At 61.7% G+C, this 19,860-nt stretch carries 18 protein-coding genes; 15 read left to right on the forward strand and 3 right to left on the reverse strand.

From position 1 onward, the window contains the following. Positions 1-83: 83 nt before the first annotated feature. Positions 84-803, reverse strand: coding sequence for a FadR/GntR family transcriptional regulator (locus tag AC6GQJ_RS05480; protein ID WP_500772554.1), 720 nt, complete (start codon positions 801-803; stop codon positions 84-86). Between the two features lie 142 nt (positions 804-945). Between AC6GQJ_RS05480 and AC6GQJ_RS05485 the strand changes: the two genes are divergently transcribed. From AC6GQJ_RS05485 to AC6GQJ_RS05495, 3 genes are all read left to right on the forward strand, one after another. Next, complete coding sequence (locus AC6GQJ_RS05485) at positions 946-1,632, forward strand: fumarylacetoacetate hydrolase family protein (protein ID WP_500772556.1); 687 nt, start codon at positions 946-948, stop codon at positions 1,630-1,632. A gap of 207 nt (positions 1,633-1,839) precedes the next feature. Continuing rightward, positions 1,840-3,369 (forward strand): acyl--CoA ligase, encoded by a 1,530-nt coding sequence (locus tag AC6GQJ_RS05490; RefSeq protein ID WP_500772558.1) that lies wholly within the window; start codon positions 1,840-1,842, stop codon positions 3,367-3,369. A 4-nt stretch (positions 3,370-3,373) separates the two neighbouring features. After that, complete coding sequence (locus AC6GQJ_RS05495) at positions 3,374-4,357, forward strand: 2-dehydropantoate 2-reductase (protein WP_500772560.1); 984 nt, start codon at positions 3,374-3,376, stop codon at positions 4,355-4,357. A 42-nt stretch (positions 4,358-4,399) separates the two neighbouring features. On the opposite strand, the gene AC6GQJ_RS05500 is transcribed toward AC6GQJ_RS05495, so the two are convergent. Both AC6GQJ_RS05500 and AC6GQJ_RS05505 read right to left on the reverse strand, forming a co-directional pair. Further along, the gene (locus tag AC6GQJ_RS05500) at positions 4,400-5,086 is read right to left on the reverse strand and encodes a D-lyxose/D-mannose family sugar isomerase (RefSeq protein ID WP_500772562.1); all 687 of its coding nucleotides are present in this window, start codon (positions 5,084-5,086) and stop codon (positions 4,400-4,402) included. A 136-nt stretch (positions 5,087-5,222) separates the two neighbouring features. Beyond that, entirely contained in the window at positions 5,223-6,521 is a 1,299-nt protein-coding gene (locus tag AC6GQJ_RS05505; protein WP_500772564.1) for a malonyl-CoA decarboxylase, read from the reverse strand. 193 nt (positions 6,522-6,714) lie between these two features. Between AC6GQJ_RS05505 and AC6GQJ_RS05510 the strand changes: the two genes are divergently transcribed. From AC6GQJ_RS05510 to AC6GQJ_RS05565, 12 genes are all read left to right on the forward strand, one after another. Further along, entirely contained in the window at positions 6,715-7,866 is a 1,152-nt protein-coding gene (locus tag AC6GQJ_RS05510) for an MHYT domain-containing protein (RefSeq protein WP_500772566.1), read from the forward strand. Between the two features lie 111 nt (positions 7,867-7,977). After that, positions 7,978-8,832: an FAD binding domain-containing protein gene (locus AC6GQJ_RS05515; RefSeq protein WP_500772568.1), complete on the forward strand. Its 855-nt coding sequence runs from the start codon at positions 7,978-7,980 to the stop codon at positions 8,830-8,832. 13 nt (positions 8,833-8,845) lie between these two features. Continuing rightward, positions 8,846-9,340 (forward strand): (2Fe-2S)-binding protein, encoded by a 495-nt coding sequence (locus AC6GQJ_RS05520; RefSeq protein ID WP_500772570.1) that lies wholly within the window; start codon positions 8,846-8,848, stop codon positions 9,338-9,340. Beyond that, on the forward strand, positions 9,337-11,766 hold the full coding sequence (locus AC6GQJ_RS05525; RefSeq protein ID WP_500772572.1) for an aerobic carbon-monoxide dehydrogenase large subunit: 2,430 nt from the start codon (positions 9,337-9,339) through the stop codon (positions 11,764-11,766). The genes AC6GQJ_RS05520 and AC6GQJ_RS05525 overlap by 4 nt, the downstream gene beginning before the upstream one ends. A 59-nt stretch (positions 11,767-11,825) precedes the next feature. After that, the gene (locus AC6GQJ_RS05530; RefSeq protein WP_500772574.1) at positions 11,826-12,701 is read left to right on the forward strand and encodes an AAA family ATPase; all 876 of its coding nucleotides are present in this window, start codon (positions 11,826-11,828) and stop codon (positions 12,699-12,701) included. Then, positions 12,698-13,879: a vWA domain-containing protein gene (locus AC6GQJ_RS05535; RefSeq protein WP_500772576.1), complete on the forward strand. Its 1,182-nt coding sequence runs from the start codon at positions 12,698-12,700 to the stop codon at positions 13,877-13,879. Before AC6GQJ_RS05530 ends, AC6GQJ_RS05535 begins: the two co-directional genes overlap by 4 nt. Further along, a complete protein-coding gene (locus AC6GQJ_RS05540; RefSeq protein WP_500772578.1) occupies positions 13,876-14,670 on the forward strand; it encodes an XdhC family protein in 795 nt (264 codons plus the stop codon). Before AC6GQJ_RS05535 ends, AC6GQJ_RS05540 begins: the two co-directional genes overlap by 4 nt. Positions 14,671-14,781: 111 nt before the next feature. Beyond that, positions 14,782-15,234, forward strand: coding sequence for an SRPBCC family protein (locus tag AC6GQJ_RS05545; RefSeq protein WP_500772580.1), 453 nt, complete (start codon positions 14,782-14,784; stop codon positions 15,232-15,234). Further along, a complete protein-coding gene (locus AC6GQJ_RS05550) occupies positions 15,227-16,189 on the forward strand; it encodes an XdhC family protein (RefSeq protein WP_500772582.1) in 963 nt (320 codons plus the stop codon). The genes AC6GQJ_RS05545 and AC6GQJ_RS05550 overlap by 8 nt, the downstream gene beginning before the upstream one ends. Before the next feature lie 205 nt (positions 16,190-16,394). Beyond that, entirely contained in the window at positions 16,395-17,432 is a 1,038-nt protein-coding gene (locus tag AC6GQJ_RS05555; RefSeq protein ID WP_500772584.1) for a LacI family DNA-binding transcriptional regulator, read from the forward strand. 105 nt (positions 17,433-17,537) lie between these two features. Then, on the forward strand, positions 17,538-18,851 hold the full coding sequence (locus tag AC6GQJ_RS05560) for an ABC transporter substrate-binding protein (protein WP_500772586.1): 1,314 nt from the start codon (positions 17,538-17,540) through the stop codon (positions 18,849-18,851). 128 nt (positions 18,852-18,979) lie between these two features. Further along, positions 18,980-19,846 (forward strand): carbohydrate ABC transporter permease, encoded by an 867-nt coding sequence (locus tag AC6GQJ_RS05565; protein WP_500772588.1) that lies wholly within the window; start codon positions 18,980-18,982, stop codon positions 19,844-19,846. The last annotated feature ends 14 nt before the right edge of the window (positions 19,847-19,860 follow it).

The following is a 19,860-nucleotide window of genomic DNA, read 5'->3' on the forward strand; positions in this document are numbered from 1 at the left end:
AGGGGCGTGCGTATGGGACTGTCGGGTTTGACGGCCAGCGCGTGCGGTCGGACTGGTGTTGCGCGCGGCGCTTTATGGGCTTGCTAGCCCTCTCCGAACAGCCTGTCAGAGACCGAGCCGATATGCTGGCGCATCGCCCCTTGCGCGGCATTGGGATCGCGGGCGCGGATCGCATCATATATGCGGTCGTGTTCCTCAAAGCTCTTGTGATCCGGCAGCGGCTTGGGCGTGCTGCGCACCACGCTGCCGCCCACCACCGCACGGCGCACTGCGTTAAGGCTGTCGAACAGGGTCAGCAGCAGCACATTGTCCGACCCCTGCGCCACGGCGCGGTGGAACAAATCATCCTGCGCCTCGTATTCCGCCCAAGTCGTGGCGGCGCGCGTGGCGCGGATCGCTTGTTCCATCTGGGCCAGCGTGCCTTGCGAGGCATGGATCGCCGCCTCGCGGGCCAGCGCGGGTTCAATGCACAGCCGGGCCTGCACCATCCGCACCGGCGTCATCTGCCGCCCCAATGATGCGATGGCGTCGACGGTTTTCGATGCGTCGGCGGCGGCCACGAACGTCCCCTTGCCCACATGCCGCCAGATCGCGCCCTCGTGTTCCAGCGCATCAAGCGCCTTGCGCAACGCATTACGGCGCATCCCCAGCTCGACCAACAAGGCACGCTCGGACGGGAGCCTGTCGCCTGCACCATACCCTCCCTTGGCTATGAAGGCGCGTAGGGCGGCCACGTCGTTTACCCGCGCAGAGGGTTCAGCCTGCACGGGATCGGTGACGTGTTTGGTTAATTGGTTGGCCAATTCACTCATAAGGTTGGGAATAGCACCGATTTGCACGTTCCAGCAACGGTTTAACCGCCAATTTTAAGATTGGTTTGGATTGATCTATCCGACAGCGCCCCATACCCTCCCCTCAAAACGAATCCCTCGACCGGAGCCCCCCATGACCGACTACGTGATCGAAACGCCGCCCGTCACCGCCCTGCCCGTCCACGGGACGGACGCCAAGTTTCCCGTGCGCAGGGTCTATTGCATCGGGCGCAACTATGCCGCCCATGCGATCGAAATGGGCCATGACCCCGACCGTGACGATCCGTTTTTCTTTCAGAAGAACCCCGACAACCTCGACCCGAGCGGTGTGTTCCCCTACCCCGACCAGTCGAGCGACGTGCATCACGAGGCAGAAATGCTGGTGGCGTTGAAATCCGGCGGTACCAACATCCCCGTCGAACAGGCGCTGGACCATGTCTATGGCTATGGCCTGTCGCTGGACATGACACGCCGCGACTTGCAGGGCGTGCAGAAAAAGATGGGCCGCCCGTGGGAAGTGGGCAAAGCCTTTGAGCGTTCGGCCCCTTGCGGCCCGATCCATACGGTTACGGATGTCGGCCATCCGGATCAGGGCCAAATTGAACTGACGGTGAACGGCGATGTGCGTCAGCAGGGCGATCTGAACCAGATGATCTGGAAGGTGCCGGAAATGATTTCCTACCTGTCGGACTTTTTCGAACTGGCAGCAGGCGACGTGATCCTGTCGGGTACGCCGTCAGGCGTGGCAGCGGTTGAAAAGGGCGATGTCATGGTCTTGCGTATCGACGGACTGGGCAGCCTCGAGGTTTCTGTGGTCTGAACCAGCGGCGCAGTCACGGTTTTCCGGCGCCTGTCCACTTGACGTTTCCTCCATATTCTCAGGGTCGCGCGCACAGGCACGGCCCCGTCCCGTTACGGCACATCTTTAACTTGCCTTGATGTCGCGCGACGGCGGCGCATATTCTGACAAAAATCCGCAGGGCGCAGGCCCGCGAAACAGAGATAACGGAACCAAGGGACGAGATTTATGGACACGACATTAAAAGCGTTGATCGCGCGCCACGAAGGCGACCAGCCCGCGATTGGCGCGCCGGACCGTGCCTGGTTAACCTATGGCGGGTTGCGCGACCTGACGGACGAGGTCGCCGCAAGCCTGAACGCCATGGGCATTGATGCCGCACAGCGCGTGGCCATCGTGCTGCCGAATGGGCCGGAAATGGCGACCGCCTTTGTCACCGTGGCGCAGGCCGCGACCACCGCCCCTTTGAACCCCGCCTACCGCGAGGACGAATACGCCTTCTACCTCGAAGACCTGAAGGCGCGCGCCTTGCTGGTGGCCGACGGCTATGACGGCCCCGCCTATGCCGCCGCGCAGACGCTGGGCATGGATGTGATCCGCCTTTCCGTGCCGGAAGGCGCGCCTGCGGGCTATTTCACGCTGCATTCCGACATCAAGGCCGACGCCGCCACCCGCACGCCCGAAGGCGATGACGTGGCGTTGATCCTGCACACATCTGGCACGACCTCGCGCCCCAAGATCGTGCCGCTTTTGCAATCCAATGTGGCCGCCAGCGCCGTACACATCCGCGACAGCCTCAAGCTGACCGAGGCCGACCGCTGCATGAACGTGATGCCGCTGTTCCACATCCACGGGCTGATCGCTGCCGTGGCGGCATCGCTGGCCTCGGGTGCGTCGATCTGGTGTGCGCCGGGTTTTGATGCGCTGCGGTTTTTCAGCTGGATGAAAGAGGCACAGCCAACTTGGTACACTGCCGTGCCAACCATGCACCAAGCCATCCTGAGCCGCGCAGGCCGCAATGCTGATGTGATCAAGGACACGCCTTTGCGCTTCCTGCGCTCGTCCTCGGCCAGCCTGCCCGCGCAGGTGATGGTGCAGTTGAACGAAACCTTCAACGCCCCCGTGGTCGAAGCCTATGGCATGACCGAAGCGGCGCACCAGATGGCCTGCAACCCGCTTGAATCCGGCACCCAGAAACCCGGTGCGGTGGGCATCCCTGCCGGTCCACAAATGCGCATCGCCCACGAGACCGAGAACCACCTGATCGACGGCACGGGCGAAGTGGTGATTTCGGGGCCGAACGTGACACCGGGATATGAAAGCAACCCCGAGGCAAACGCCAAGAACTTCTTTGACTATGAAGGCGCGCGCTGGTTCCGCACGGGCGATCAGGGGGCTTTCGATGATGAGGGGTATTTGCACCTGACGGGCCGCCTTAAGGAAATCATCAACCGCGGCGGCGAAAAGATCAGCCCGCTGGAGGTCGATGGTGTGTTGCTGGATCACCCAGATGTGGCGCAGGTCGTGACCTTTGCCCTGCCCCACCCCAAACTGGGCGAAGAAGTCGCCGCCGCCGTGGTCCTGCGCGAGGGATCAGAGGCGAGCGACAAGGATATCCGCAGCTTTGCCGCCGAACGCATGGCCGATTTCAAGGTGCCGCGCAAAGTCATCATCATGGATGAAATCCCCAAAGGCGCGACTGGCAAGATGCAACGGATTGGTCTGGCTGAAAAGCTGGGCCTCGTGGAAAAGGCATAACCCCATGAAAATCTGTATTTTTGGCGCGGGCGCCATTGGCGGTTACATGGGCGTAAAACTGGCGCAGGCGGGCGCAGATGTCAGCCTTGTGGCGCGCGGCCCGCATTTGGCGGCGATGAACGACCAAGGCCTGACCCTGATAGAAGAGGACAAAGACCCTGTAACTGTACAGGTCACGGCCAGCGAAAATCCTGCCAATCTGGGGCCGCAGGACTATGTGATTGTCACGCTCAAGGCGCATTCGGTGCCCCCCGTGGTGCCTGCAATGCAGCCCCTGATCGGCGATCACACCACCATCGTCAGCGGCGTGAACGGCGTGCCGTGGTGGTATTTCCACAAGATCGGCACCGATCTGGAAGGCACGCGACTGGCCTCGGTCGATCCGGGCAATGCGCAATGGGACGGATTCGGCCCCGACCGTGTTCTGGGCTGTGTGGTCTATCCGGCGGCCGAGGTGTCTGAACCCGGCACGATCCGCCATATCGAAGGCAACCGGTTCAGCCTTGGCGAACCGGACGGATCGAAATCCGACCGCGCCGTGGCCCTGTCACAGGCGCTGTCGGCGGCGGGCCTCAAGGCGCCGGTGCGGCCGCGCTTGCGCGATGAAATCTGGGTCAAGCTGTGGGGCAACCTGTCGTTCAACCCGATCTCAGCGCTGACCCATGCGACGCTGGATGTGCTGTGCACCGATGACGGCACCCGCGCCGTGGCGCGCGGCATGATGGTCGAGGCGCAAGAGATCGCGGAAAAGCTGGGCGTGAAATTCCCCATCGACGTGGAACGGCGTATCGACGGCGGGGCCGCCGTGGGCGCGCACCGCACGTCGATGCTGCAAGACCTTGATGCGGGCCGCCCGATGGAGATCGACGCGCTGGTCGGGTCGGTGCAGGAACTGGGGCGCATCACCGACACGCCTACCCCCACCATCGACACCGTTCTGGCGTTGGTAAAATTGCGCGCGCGCTCGGTCGGCCTTTACGACGGCTAATCGTCTACAGGGCGCGCCATTGCGTGCGCCCTGTTACCCTGTTCAAGCCAGCCAAGTGGCGTAATCGCTGACCAGCAGGTGCTTGGGGTCCACGTCTTCTTCCACAGTTGCGAAACGACCGATGGGGGCGCGGAAAATATTGTCTTTCTCGTCGTCATTCACGGTCGACACCTCACCGATCAGGACATCGCCGCCCTCGCCCCAGAAGGCATGCCAGTCACCGGGCATCAGGGTCACGCTTTCACCCGGTGCGAGGCGCAGTTTCTGCCCCGCCGCATAGGGCGTTTCGATCCCGTCACAGAATACAGTGCCGCCCTGATCCTCGGCAAAGTTGCCGCTGTCATCCGAGCCGAAGAGTTCCACCACCAAGGTCGCGCCGCCACGGTTGATAATATCCTCGGCCTTGAGGATATGCGTGTGCATCGGGCTGAGCTGGTCCTGTTTCGAGATCAGCAACTTTTCGGCATAGCACATGCCGCCACCGCGTTGCAGATCGGCCAGACGCCCGTTGCGCAGGGTGAACAGGAACAGGCCCATCGCGTCGTAATCGCCCGCGCCATAATCGGTGATGTCCCAGCCACAGCGCGCGTCGATCACATTGCGCGCCTGATCCTTGCGGGCCTTGAACGTCTCGGGTGACCAATAGGCAAAGGGCGGCATGACAAAGCCAAAGCGGCGCATCATCTCATCGGATTCGGTGATGATGTCGTTAATTCTTGAACGCTTCATGACTAGGCCTTCTTCATAGGGGACAGGACGGCGACGGGCACCGCAATATGGGCGGGGTTGTAGCCGCTTGCGCGGCCCCTGCACATGGCAAATGTGCCCCCGCCAGCGCCGCATGACGGGGGACGTGGCAGATGTCCTAAACGGCGGGTTCTGTCGGTTTGGCCAGTAACGTCGCATTGGCCAGTGCGCGGGCGGGCTTGGCCGCTGTTACGATCTGACGCAGGGCGAAGTCCTCGTGGTTACGCTCTGTCTTGGACAGATCGTAAAGGTAGTTGACCATCGCCCCGCTCGACTGGGCCATGCCCTTGGGCGAGGTGTCACCATCTGCGTGGATATCATAGACCTGCGCGCCGTTGCCAAGGTGGAACCGCGCCACCGGATCGACGGGCAAACCGTCGGGCCGTTTTGCGTTCAGCAGATAGCGCGCGGCCATGGCCCGCACATCCTGCGGTTCGGCGCGCCCTTCGATGATCGCGGTGGCCGCGCTCGCGTGTTCTTCCACCTCGGTCTGCGTCTTGATCCACGCCATCATGCCCGGGATGGGCGACAGGGTGACAAAGCTTTCCAGTTGCGGAAAGGTCGAGGACAGTTCGGCCACGACCTGTTTGATCAGCAGGTTGCCAAAGCTGATGCCGCGCAGGCCCTTCTGGCAATTCGAGATCGAATAGAACACGGCGACTTTGGCATCTTCGGCCTCAAGCGGGGTGCGGTCCTCGGACAGCAGCTTGGTCACCGAGCCGGGTACTTTTTCGGTCAGCGCCACTTCGACAAAGATCAGCGGCTCGTCCGGCATGGCGGGGTGGAAGAAGGCAAAACAGCGGCGGTCCGGCGGGTAAAGACGACGGCGCAGATCGTCGAAATCGCTGATCTGGTGTACGGCCTCATAGGCCACGACCTTGTCCAGAATACGCGCAGGCGTGTCCCAGTTGATCGCCTTAAGGACGAGGAAGCCGCGATTGAACCAACTGCGGAACAGGTGCACGAAATCATAGTCCATGCGTGCAAGGCTGGGATCGTCCTTGATGATGCGCAGCAGATCGACCCGCATCGCCACGATATCGGCAGTCGCCCCAAGGGGCTGGTTCAGGCGGCGCAGCAATTCCTGACGCCGCGCCTCGGCTGCACGCGACAGGGCGGCATAGGTGGCGGGCGTGGGATCATCCGCATATTGCAGTGCAAGATCCGACAGCTTGGCCGCATCAATATCAAGATCGGTATTGAGAAACGAGAAGAACGCCGGTTTGTCCGCATCATCCATCGCGCGATACCGTTTGAGGATTGTCGTCGCCAGACGCAGGCCCGATACCTCGCCTTCTTCGGACAAGAGTGCGCGGCAGAGTTCGAAAATATCCCGTTTATCTGTGACGCCACTGATGCTGGCGCGGTAGTCGAACAGGGTCGAAAGGACATCACCTAAAAAACGGTTTCGCTGCACGGCTTAATCTCCTTCATCACGATACGGGAGTGACAATACCGGCATCGCGCCAGAAATCTACCCATGTCCCTTTGTCAGCAGAGCGCAGGGAACGGTATCGCGCAATGGTGCGCGTGCCACAGGCAGTGCTATCCGGTGCGGGGCGGCAATTCTCAATTTGCCAAGCGCCGCCTTTTTGGGCAGTTTCGCGCCTATGGACACCCTGCCCTTCACGCATAACCTCTTGCTGGTCATCATGTCATGCGTGGTGGCGCTGGCGGCGGGCTTCACCGGATTGTCCCTGACGCGCAACCTTGCGCGCAAGTCCGTGCCCCAAAAACAACTGTCAGTCGCCCTTGCCTCGGTCGCGTTGGGGGGCGGCATCTGGTCGATGCATTTCGTCGCGATGCTGGGCCTGCAATTGCCGGTGCTGTTCTATTATGACGCGGCGATCACCCTGATCTCGGCACTGACAGCCATACTGGTTGTGGGCGCGGCGCTGATCCTGCTGCACTTCACCCCGCGCACGCCGCTGCGCATTGCCGCTGCGGGCGCGCTGGTCGGGGTGGGCGTGTTGTTGATGCATTACATCGGTATGGCGGGGCTAAAGCTGTGCCGCCCGATCTATCCCGCAATGGGGGTCGTTCTGTCGTCGCTCGCTGCCATCGGGCTGTGCATGCTGGCCTTCCGCGTGGCCTATGGGCGGCGCACAAACCGCAACATCTTTGCGGGCACCGTATGCTTTGCCGTGGCGGTGGTGTCGGTGCATTTTCTGGCCATGGCAGGCACGCAGTTCGTCGCCGCCCCCGACCCGTCCGAATTCGGCCCGAGGATGAGCAACGAGGTGCTGGCCCTTGGCGTGATCTTTTCCAGCTTTGTGATCTTTGGCGCGTTTCTGTGGGTCAGCATCACCTATCTGATCCCCGCCGCCCCCGCGACCGCGCCCGATCCAGTGACCGCGCCCGAGACCGAAACACCGGACGCGCCCACGCCCCCCGTCGCCACCAAGGCCGCCATCGCCATCCCTTGCGAACGGGACGGGGCCAAGGTGTTCGTCGCACCGGACGAGGTCGCTCTGCTGCGCGCGGACGGGCACTATACCCAAGTCTACACCCGCACAGATCGCATGTTCTGCGTCTGGCCCATCACCGAAGCTTCCAAGCGCCTGACACCCATCGGGTTCCTGCAAACGCACCGCAGCTATCTGGTCAATCCGGCCATGGTGTCGCGGTTCGAACGGGCCAAGGACAAGGGGCGCTGCATCTTTGAGGGCGACGGATTGCCCCCTGCACCGGTCAGCCGGTCCAAACTGCGCATGGTGCAAAAGGCGCTGGTTCCGCACCTCGGAGCAACTGGTGCGCCCTGAGGCGCATTTCGTGCAAAATCCCCACGTTTCATTCGTTTTCGAGAGGCTTCGTATGCGGTTGCATGCACGCTGACCTCCTGCACGTCACTACGCTTTTTGGGAGGAAAGCTCATGATTCCAGCTTCATTCGAGTATCACAGACCGCAGGATTTGGGCGGTGTCCTTGCGCTGTTAGAGGAACACGGCGACGACGCCCGCGTCATGGCGGGTGGCCACAGCCTAATCCCGATGATGAAGCTGCGCATGGCCGACGTGCCGCACCTGATCGACCTGCAAGATATTGCGGGTCTAAGTGCAATCGAAGTCGGCGGCGACAGGATCCGTATTGGCGCGTTGGTCACACAGACCGACATTATCGCCGATGACGCCCTGTTCGCCGCCGCACCTATTCTGCGCGAGGCGGCGCTGCAAATCGCGGACCCGCAAGTGCGCAACATGGGCACTGTGGGGGGCAACGTGGCCAATGGCGATCCGGGCAACGACATGCCGGGATTAATGCAATGCCTTGATGCGACCTTCACCCTGATCGGCCCTGATGGCGAACGCGAGGTCGCCGCGCGCGACTTTTACGAGGCGGCCTATATGACCGACCGCGCCGATGACGAGGTTCTGACGGCTGTGACCCTCTCCCTGCCTGCGGGCGGCTATGCCTATGAAAAGCAAAAGCGCAAGATCGGGGATTACGCCACGGCTGCTGCCGCAGTGCAGATCACCAAGGATGGCGGCACCTGCGCGTCGGCCTCGATCGCGATGACGAACCTCAGCGACACGCCGATCTATTCGCAAGCGGCCAGCGACGCGCTGGTCGGTACATCACTCGATGACGCGGCATTGAAAAACGCGGTGGCAGCGATGCTGAACGACATCGACCCGACCGAGGACAACCGCGGGCCGATTGCATTCAAGAAACACGTGGCGGGCGTAATTCTACGCCGCGCCATCGAACGCGCTTGGTCGCGGGCGTAAGGGAGGGGAAAACATGTCAAAGAAGATGCACATCCAGATGAATGTGAACGGCAAGGCCGAAGAGTTTCTGGCCGAGCCGCGCGAATTGCTGATCTATACGCTGCGCGAGCGGCTGAACATCACCGGCCCGCATATCGGTTGCGAGACCTCCCATTGCGGGGCCTGCACCGTCACGATCAACGGCAAGTCGGTGAAATCCTGCACCATGTTCGTCGCCCAAGCCGATGGCGCGGAAATCACCACCATCGAAGGGATCGGCGGACCGGACGACCTGCATCCGTTGCAGACCGCGTTCAAGGAACATCACGGGCTGCAATGCGGCTATTGCACGCCCGGCATGATCACCCGCGCCACCAAGCTGCTTGAGGAAAATCCGAACCCGACCGAAGAGGACATCCGCTTTGGCATGGCCGGCAACCTGTGCCGCTGCACCGGATACCAGAACATCGTGAAATCCATTCAGGCCGCCGCGGCCGAGATGAATGCAGCCAAGGAGGCCGCAGAATGAAGGACGAAGTAGAAAGCCGCGACGACCGCGTCGCCAACCTCAAAGGCATGGGATGCTCGCGCAAGCGGGTCGAGGATGCCCGTTTCACCCAAGGCAAGGGCAACTACGTTGACGACATCAAGCTGGACGGGATGCTGTTTGGCGACTTCGTCCGCTCGCCCTATGCCCATGCGCGCATCACCAGCATCAACAGCGAAGCGGCCCTGAAAGTCCCCGGTGTTCTAGCGGTGCTGACAGCGGACGATTTGCGCCCGCTGGGCCTGCACTGGATGCCGACACTGGCCGGTGACAAACAGATGGTGCTGGCCGATGGCAAAGTGCTGTTTCAGGGTCAGGAGGTCGCGTTCGTCGTGGCCGAAGACCGCTATGCCGCAGCAGACGGGATCGAGGCGGTCGAGGTCGAATACGAAGAACTGCCCGTCATCGTGGACCCGTTTGAATCGCTGAAATCGGATGTGGTCCTGCGCGAGGATCTGGTGGGCGAGGATGGCAGCCTGCCCGACGGTGCCCATGGCCCGCGCAAGCATCACAATCACATCTTCACATGGGAGGCAGGCGATAAGGAACCCACCGAACAGGTGATCGGTGCCGCCGAAGTCGTGGCCGAAGAAACGATGTACTACCACCGCACCCACCCTTGCCCGCTGGAAACCTGCGGCTGTGTGGCGTCGATGGACAAGGTCAACGGCAAGCTGACCCTGTGGGGCACGTTTCAGGCCCCGCACGCGATCCGCACGGTTGTCTCGCTGATCTCGGGGATCGAAGAACACAACATCCGCGTGATCTCGCCCGATATTGGCGGGGGCTTTGGCAACAAGGTCGGTGCCTATCCGGGCTATGTGTGTTCGGTCGTTGCCTCCATCGTTACCGGCAAGCCGGTCAAGTGGATCGAAGACCGGATGGACAACCTGATGACCACCGCCTTTGCGCGTGATTATCACATGACGGGCCGGATTTCCGCCACCAAAGAGGGCAAGATCACCGGCCTGCACTGTCATGTCACAGCCGATCACGGCGGCTTTGACGCCTGCGCGGACCCGACCAAGTTTCCCGCCGGTTTCATGAACATCTGCACGGGGTCTTACGACATCCCCACCGCCTATCTTGAGGTCGATGGCGTCTATACCAACAAAGCACCGGGCGGGGTCAGCTACCGCTGTTCGTTCCGCGTGACAGAGGCTGTGTATTTCATCGAACGCATGATCGAGGTTCTGGCGATAGAGTTGAACATGGATGCCGCCGAATTGCGCCGCATCAACTTCATCAAGAAGGAACAGTTCCCCTACACGGCCGCCCTTGGCTGGGAATATGACAGCGGCGATTACCACACCGCGTGGGACAAGGCGCTAAAGGCCGTCGACTACGACGGGCTGCGCGCCGAACAGGCCCAGCGGGTCGAGGATTTCAAAGCGGGCAAAACGCGGTCCATCATGGGCATCGGTCTGTCCTTCTTTACCGAGATCGTCGGTGCAGGACCGGTCAAGAATTGTGATATCCTTGGCCTTGGCATGTTCGACAGTTGCGAAATCCGCATCCACCCAACGGGCTCTGCGATTGCGCGTCTGGGCACCATCTCCCAAGGTCAGGGCCACGCGACGACATTCGCGCAAATCCTCGCCTCGGAAATCGGCCTGCCTGCCGACAGCATCACAATCGAGGAAGGCGACACCGACACCGCGCCTTACGGGCTTGGCACCTACGGGTCACGCTCGACTCCGGTTGCAGGTGCGGCCACGGCCATGGCAGGGCGCAAGATCCGCGCCAAGGCGCAGATGATCGCGGCCTATCTGCTTGAGGTGCACGACAACGACATCGAATTCGACGTCGACCGTTTTGTCGTGAAAGGCGCGCCCGAAAAGTTCAAGACGATGAAGGAAATCGCCTTTGCCGCCTATAATCAGGCCATTCCGGGGCTGGAACCGGGGCTGGAAGCGGTCAGCTATTATGATCCGCCCAACATGACCTATCCGTTCGGCGCCTATGTCTGTGTGATGGACATCGACGTGGACACGGGTGTCACGGACATCCGCCGTTTCTATGCGCTGGATGATTGCGGCACGCGGATCAACCCGATGATCATCGAAGGACAGGTGCATGGCGGTCTGACCGAGGCGCTCGCCGTCGCACTGGGCCAAGAGATTGCCTATGACGATATGGGCAACGTAAAGACCGGCACGCTGATGGACTTTTTCCTGCCAACAGCGTGGGAGGTACCCAATTACGAAACGGACTATACCGTCACCCCGTCGCCCCACCACCCTATCGGGGCCAAGGGCGTCGGCGAAAGCCCCCATGTGGGTGGCGTGCCTTGTTTCTCGAACGCGGTGCAGGATGCGTTCCGCCCGTTTGGCAACCGTCACACCAACATGCCGCACGATCACTGGCGCATCTGGCAGACGGCCAACAAGCTGGGCCTGCACGACTGATAGGATGGCGCGGGGCAGGTTCCGGCCTGCCCCGCCCTGCCTGATCTGGGGACATCGTTATGATCTGGACGGATTTACAACACGCGCTGGCGCGCACGGGTTATGTTGCCTCGGACGATCTGGCCGTGGCGCTGCATCTGGCGCTGACGCTTGGCCGCCCGCTGCTGCTGGAAGGCGCGGCAGGTGTGGGCAAGACGGAAGTCGCGCGCGCCCTGTCTACGATGCGCGAGGCCAAGCTGATCCGGCTGCAATGTTATGAGGGGCTGGATGCCGCACAGGCGATTTACGAATGGAACTACCAGCGTCAGCTATTGACGATCCGCGCCGCTGCCGAGGACGGCGAAACCGGCAAGGCGGTCGAGGCGCGCATTTTCTCTCGCGATTTCCTGCTGGAACGGCCCCTGCTCGCCGCTATTACCCAAGATACTCCGCCCGTCCTTCTGATTGACGAGATCGACCGCGCCGACGAGGAGTTCGAGGCGTATCTGCTGGAAATCCTGTCAGAATACCAAGTCTCCATCCCCGAACTGGGGACCATCACCGCCACCAGCAAGCCTGTTGTCATACTGACCTCTAACGGTACGCGCGATCTGTCGGATGCTCTGCGGCGGCGGTGTCTGTATACCCACGTGGATTATCCCGACCGCGAGACCGAACTGGCGATCCTGCGCGCCCGTTGTCCCGAGGTCGAGGACCGCCTTGCCCGTCAGGTGGTGGGCTTTGTGCAAAAGCTTCGGGCCGAAGACCTTGATAAAACACCGGGCGTGGCCGAGATGCTGGACTTTGCCGCCGCCCTGTCAGGTCTGGGCATTGCCGATCTGACAGACGATCCGGTGGTGCTGCAATCCACCCTGACCACCCTGCTGAAAACCCGCGAGGATCAGGCGCAGATCACCCCCGAAGTGGCCCAGCGCATCGCGGGACGTGCCGCATGAGCCGCGTTAGTCGCTTTGCCGCGCGCGACAGCGGTCCGGCGGCGCGGCTTGTCGGCTTTATCGACCATTTGCGCCATAACGGCCTGCGCCTTGGCGTGGCCGAGGCGGAATTGTGCATGGCCGCACTGACACAGGTGCACGCGATCTCTCCTGACCAGTGCCGCCGCGCGCTGCGGGCTGTGTGCACGGGCTGCAAAGACGAGGCCGACCGCTTTGACGCGCTGTTCGACAGCTATTGGATGGATGCGGGGCGGGTGAAACAGAAGGTCATCAAGAACACCGCCGCGACGCTGAACGACGATGTCCATTCATCGCGCGACGGGACGGGAAAGGATGCCAGCGCCGCCGGATCGGCCACCGCGCCCGATGACGGACAGGACGAGGCCGAAAGCGACGGCACCGGCAAGCTGATCGCCACCAAAGCGCGCAATCTCGCCCGAAAGGATTTGCGCGATTTGGTCCGCCCAGAAGATGTGGCAGAGGCCGAGGCCGTCGCCCGCCGTCTAGGTGCCGCGCTGCGCGACAAACGCTCGCGCCGTCGCATTGCGGCACGCAAGGGCGACCGGCTGCATTTCCGCAAGACGATAAGGCACAGCCTGTCCACGGGGGGCGAGCCTGTACGCCTACTGCGCAAGCGCCGCCCCGACCGCGCGCGCAAGATTGTGGCCCTGTGCGATGTGTCGGGGTCGATGACGATCTATGCGCAGGTGTTCCTAGCCTTCCTTGCGGGGCTGATGCGCGCCGACACACATGCTGACGCCTATCTGTTCCACACCCGCCTTGTGCGTATCACCGAGGCGTTGCGCGACAAGGACGTCATGCGCGGGATCGGGCGCATGTCGCTGATGGCGGACGGGTTCGGGGGCGGGTCCAAGATCGGGCCATCGCTGGGTCTGTTCGCCGACACCTATGCGCGCCGCTTTGTGGACGGGCGCAGCGTCGTGCTGATCCTGTCGGACGGCTATGACACTGCCGCGCCCGACACTATGGCCGCAGCCCTGTCCAAGCTGAAGAAACGCGGCTGCAAGGTGATCTGGCTGAACCCGCTCAAGGGCTGGAAGGACTACGCCCCCGTGGCCGAAGGCATGGCCGCCGCCCTGCCCCATCTGGACCTGTTTGCCCCTGCCAACACGCTGGGTGATCTGGCCGCTTTGGAACAGGAGCTTGCCGCGCTGTGACCCCTGCCGAGTTTCAGTCAGGCGATATCGCCCAAGCAGCCGAGGAGTTGCGTGCCAAGGCGCAGCCCTTTGCTTTTGCCACCATCGTGCGCACTGCCGGGGCAACTGCCGCCAAGCCGGGGGCGAAGGCATTGCTGAGCGCGGATGGCACGATATTGCACGGCTGGCTGGGCGGGGGATGCACACGCGGGGCGGTAAAACGCGCCGCACTTGATGCGCTGCGGTCGGGCACGCCGCAACTGGTATCGGTCGCACCCGAGGAATTGCTGGCCGAAAAGGGTGTTGCGGCGGGGGACGAGGTGGATGGCACGCGCTTTGCCCGCAACGGCTGCCCGTCCCGTGGCAGCGTCGATATTTTTATCGAACCCTGCATGCCCGCGCCCCTTCTGGTGGTGCTGGGCGCGTCGCCCGTGGCCGAAGCGTTGATCCGGCTGGCCCCGCAGTTTCACTGGGCAACAGGGTCCGAGATTTCGCAGGATGCGACTTCCCCCCGCCCGCAAGTCATCGTTATCGCCACCCAAGGACAGGGTGACATGGACGCGCTGCAAGCCGCGCTGGCCGCGCCTGCCCGTCACGTCGCCTTTGTCGGCAGCACCCGCAAATTCGCCACGCTGGCAGACAAGTTGGAAGCAACCGGCCTGCCCCGCGCCGCCATCGACGCGGTCAAAGCGCCCGCCGGACTGGATATCGGTGCAGTCACGCCCGAGGAGATCGCCCTGTCGATCCTCGCTGAACTGGTCAGCGTGCGGCGCAGCAAGATAACCGCCCAAGCTGCCGAGGCAGAGGCGTGACGCGGTTCTGGCACCGCTTGCGCCGCCTGCGCGCCAGACTGGCCCTGACACCGGAACAGGCCGAACGGCTTGCCCAGACGAAATTCCCATGTTGCTAACGGAGGACATACAATGGAACTTGCAGACGAAATCATCATCAACGCCCCCAAGGAACGCGTCTATGCCGCGCTGAACGATCCCGAGGTGCTGCAACGCTGCATTCCGGGCTGTGAGGAGCTGATCCAGCATTCAGACACCGAGCTGGAGGCGAAAGTTGTCCTGAAGGTCGGGCCGGTCAAGGCGCGGTTCTCTGGCGATGTGCAACTGGACAAAAGCGGCGCGCCGGATGCGTTTTCCCTGACGGGACAGGGCAATGGCGGGGCTGCGGGTCATGCAAAGGGCGGGGCCGATGTGACCTTGACCGCGGATGGCGATCAGACGATCTTGCGCTATGACGCCAAAGCGGCCATCGGTGGCAAGCTGGCCCAATTGGGCAGCCGCCTGATCCAGAGCACCGCCAAGAAACTCGCGGCCAAGTTTTTCAAGAACTTCGTCGATGTCATGGAAGAGGACCCCGTTGCCTGAGCCCATCACATTTGTCGAACATCCCAGTGATGTGATCGCGCACGCGGCTTTGCTGATCGGGCAAGGCCGCGCTTTTGCCCTTATCACCTCGGTCGCAATCGAGGGCGGTGCCGCGCGCGAGGTCGGCTCGCTCGCGCTGGTCGATGATGCGGGCGCGATGGTCGGCTATCTGTCGAACGGCTGTATCGACCGCGACATCCAGTTGCACGCAAGCGAGGCGCTGGAAACCGGCCAGAAACAACTGGTCCGCTATGGCAACGGATCGCGCTATGCCGATCTGAAACTGCCCTGTGGCGGAGCGCTGTCGGTTCTGATCGACCCCGCGCCTGACGGGGATGCGATACGGGCCGCACATGACGGGTTCGTTGCACGCAAACCTGTGTCGCTGACCTTTGATGTGCCGGACGCGCCTGCGCCGGTGCAGTTCACCTATACGCCGAAATACCGCTTTGTATTGGCGGGGCGCGGGGCGGTGTTCCGCGCTATGGCGCAGGTCGTGCATTCGGCGGGCTTTCAACTATACCTCCTGTCACCGGACGAGGATGACATTGCCGCCGTCCGTGACGTGGCCGATGCCCCGCCGGTACACCTGACCTCGCCTGCGCATGTGGCCCCGATGGACATGCTTGATCCGTTCTCTGCCTTTCTGACCCTGTTTCACGATCACGACTGGGAACCGGAGCTGTTGCGCGAAGCCTTGGACAGCCCCGCGCATTTTCTTGGCAGTCTGGGCAGCACCCGCACCCATGCGGCGCGACTGCTGCGGCTCGAGGCGCTTGGCGTGCCGCCCGAGACGGCCGCGCGGATCAAAGGGCCGATTGGTCTGGTCCCCTCGCTGCGCGAGGCCCCGTTGATCGCAATTTCCGCCATGGCCGAGATTGTCGCGGCCCTGCCTGTCAGCATCACGCAAGGCGCGGCAAACGATGCCGCGGACGCCGTTCCCGTGACGGTCTAGGGGCGCGCGCCGCCCCATAGGGTTCCGCACCCTACCTTTCCAAACCCACCGATCCAGAACCCGTGCCCGTATTGAACGGCAGCGGGCTTTTGCCTTGCGTGATGTAAAAGAACGTCGGGTCACATTTTTACCGCGTGTAAAAAGTTCATCGACAAAGCGGCGAAAAAGGTTACATAGACTTACAACCCAAAGAGGATAGGACCACATGAGCAAGCCGCGCATCAAAACGATGGAAGAATTGTCCGTCGCGATTGGCGTATCGCGCCCGACCCTGTCGCGGTTCTTTCAGGACCCTACCTCGGTCAAGCCGAACACCGTGGCCCGCATCGAAGACGGGCTGTCGCGCGTGGAATATGTGCCGAACTTCTTTGCCACGCGACTGAACCGCAAAAGCACAGGGATGATCGGCGTGATCATTCCCTATCTCAACGACCTGTTCTTTACCAAGCTGCTGGAATCGGTCGAGGCCGCCGCGATGGAGGCGGGCATGACCGTCATCACGCAGTGTTCGCACTCGGACCCCGCGATCGAAGCGCGCGCCGCAGAAACCCTTATGTCGATGAGCGTTGACGGCGCCATCGTGGCCCCCTTGGGCGATCACAGCGACGAAGAAGTGCAGATGAAGCTGAAATCGCGCCTGCCCTTCATTTTGATGGATTCACGCCCCAAAACCATGCCGAACGTCGATTTTGTGGGCACAAATCACCAACAGGCCACAGGTTTGATCACCGAATATTTGTGCCGTGTCGGCGATCCGCCGGTGTTTCTGGCCATGCCCCGTGTGAACTTCAATGCGCTTGAGCGCGAGGCGGCTTATGTGACCAAAATGCAGGAACTGGGGTTCGAACCACGCATCATAGGCACCGAAAAAGTCACCTCCGAAGGCGACTTCGAGGAACATGGCGAGGCGGTTCTAAGCGCAGCCTTTGCCCATGGCGACCTAACCGACCAGTCGATCCTGTGCGTGAACGACCGCGTGGCCATCGGCGCGATTCGCGCGGCGGCCCGCCACGGGCTCGCACCGGGGCGTTCGGCGGCGGGGGGCTTGCGCATTGCAGGTCACGATGACTACCCGCTGTGCCCGTTCCTGAACCCCGCGCTGACCACCGTGGCGCAGAACACCGATGCCATCGGCAAGAAGGCTGTCTCGCGGCTGCTTCAGATAATTCACAAGGAAAGTGAACATGATACGCCCGAGATCACCCTTTTTGACGGGGCGTTAAAATTGCGCGAGTCCGCCTGACGCCCATTTTTTCCGCAGTGCAGCATTCAACTGCCCGTTAAAATAGCTTGACTTGAAATCGACGCGCCGCCTAAGTTTACGTGTGTAAAAATGGGAGGACACGAAATGTCTATCAAGCAAACTCTGCTGACCACAGCGGTCGGTCTGGGTCTTTCCGCAGGCATCGCTGCCGCGGATGGCCATTCGAAAACGCTGACGATCGCGACCGTGAACAACGGCGACATGATCCGTATGCAGGGCTACACCGACAAATTCACCGAAGAATCCGGCATCAATGTCGAATGGGTGACACTGGAAGAAAACGTGCTGCGCCAGCGTGTGACCACGGACATCACCACCAAAGGTGGCCAGTTCGACATCATGACAATCGGTATGTACGAAACACCGATCTGGGGTGCCAACGGATGGCTGGTCCCGCTGGACGACCTGTCCGACGAATACAACGCCGATGACATCCTGCCCGCGATGGCAGGCGGCCTGAGCCACGACGGCACGCTCTATGCGGCACCGTTCTACGGCGAAAGCTCGATGATCATGTACCGCACCGACCTGATGGAAAAAGCGGGTCTGGAAATGCCGGAAGCGCCCACATGGGAATTCATCGCCGAAGCTGCGGCTGCGATGACCGACCGTGACGCCGACATCAACGGCATCTGCCTGCGCGGCAAAGCCGGTTGGGGCGAAGGTGGTGCATTCATCACCGCGATGTCCAACTCGTTCGGCGCACGCTGGTTCGACATGGACTGGAACGCCCAGTTCGACACAGAAGAGTGGGCTAACACCCTGAACTTCTACAAGAACATGATGGACGCATCCGGCCCTGCCGGTTACGCGACAAACGGCTTCAACGAGAACCTGAACCTGTTCAACCAAGGCAAATGCGGCATGTGGATCGACGCCACTGTTGCGGCATCCTTTGTGACCGGCGACGACTCGACCGTTGCTGACAGCGTTGGTTTCGCTCTGGCACCAGACACAGGCATGGGCAAACGCTCCAACTGGCTGTGGGCATGGGCACTGGCGATCCCCGCCGGCACCCAGCAAGAAGCCGAAGCCAAGCAGTTCATCGAATGGGCGACAGGCACCGACTACATCGAAATGGTTGCCGCAAACGAAGGTTGGGCGAACGTCCCTCCGGGTGCGCGTACATCGCTCTACGAGAACCCAGAGTACCAGAAAGTGCCGTTCGCACAGATGACGCTGGATTCGATCCTGTCGGCTGATCCGAACAACTCGACCGTTAAAGAAAGCCCCTATGTTGGCGTCCAGTTCGCCGCGATCCCCGAATTTGCCGGTATCGCGACCGAAGTGAGCCAAGAGTTCTCGGCGGCCTATGCCGGTCAGCAGACCATCGAAGAAGCGCTGGAAAAGGCACAAGCCCTGACCAACGAAGCTATGGAAGCAGCTGGCTACCGCTAAGCCGCCCTTCCCCCCTATCGGAGGGCGGCGCGTTCGCCCTCCGGTTCTGATAAACTGACACCAAACATTCAACTGACGTCCATAGCAGGGGCAATTGCCGCCCCCTGTGCACGGAGGAGACGTATCCAATGGCCACCAAAGCTTCCCGATCCGCCGCCAGACTGATGATGGCGCCCGCAGTGGTCCTGCTCTTGGGCTGGATGCTGGTCCCTCTCACCATGACATTGTGGTTCTCGTTCCGCACCTATCTGCCGCTGCGTGGCGGTGATCAGGGCTGGACCGGATTTGACAACTATGTCCGGTTCGTTACCTCCAGTTCCTTCTGGCCCGCCATTTCCACAACGCTGATCATCCTTATCGGCGTATTGGTCATCACGATTGTCCTCGGTGTGCTGCTCGCGATCCTGCTGGATCAGCCGATGTGGGGACAGGGGGTCGTGCGGATCCTTGTAATCGCGCCCTTCTTTGTAATGCCGACCGTTTCCGCACTTGTGTGGAAGAATATCTTTATGGATCCGACCAACGGGTTGTTTGCCCACCTGTGGCGCCTGTTCGGAGCCGAGCCGGTAAGCTGGCTGTCGGATGCCGCCACCCCGTCGATCATCCTGATCGTTTCTTGGCAGTGGTTACCCTTTGCCACACTCATCCTGCTGACCGCGATCCAGTCGCTGGACGGCGAACAGCTTGAGGCCGCAGAGATGGATGGCGCATCGCCACTGGCACGTTTTGCCTTCATCACCCTGCCCCACCTGTCGCGCGCCATCACCATTGTGGTGCTGATCCAGACGATCTTTCTGCTGGCAATCTTTGCGGAAATCTTTGTGACCACCGGCGGCGCGTTCGGCACCCGTACCCTGTCTTACCTTATCTTCCAGCGCGTGCTGGAAAGCCAGAACATCGGGCTGGGGTCTGCGGGCGGCGTCTATGCCATCATCCTTGCCAATATCGTTGCCATCTTCCTGATGCGCATCGTCGGCAAGAACCTCGACAACTAAGGGAGGACGACACT

This window comes from Tateyamaria sp. 7Alg 36 (assembly GCF_059882455.1).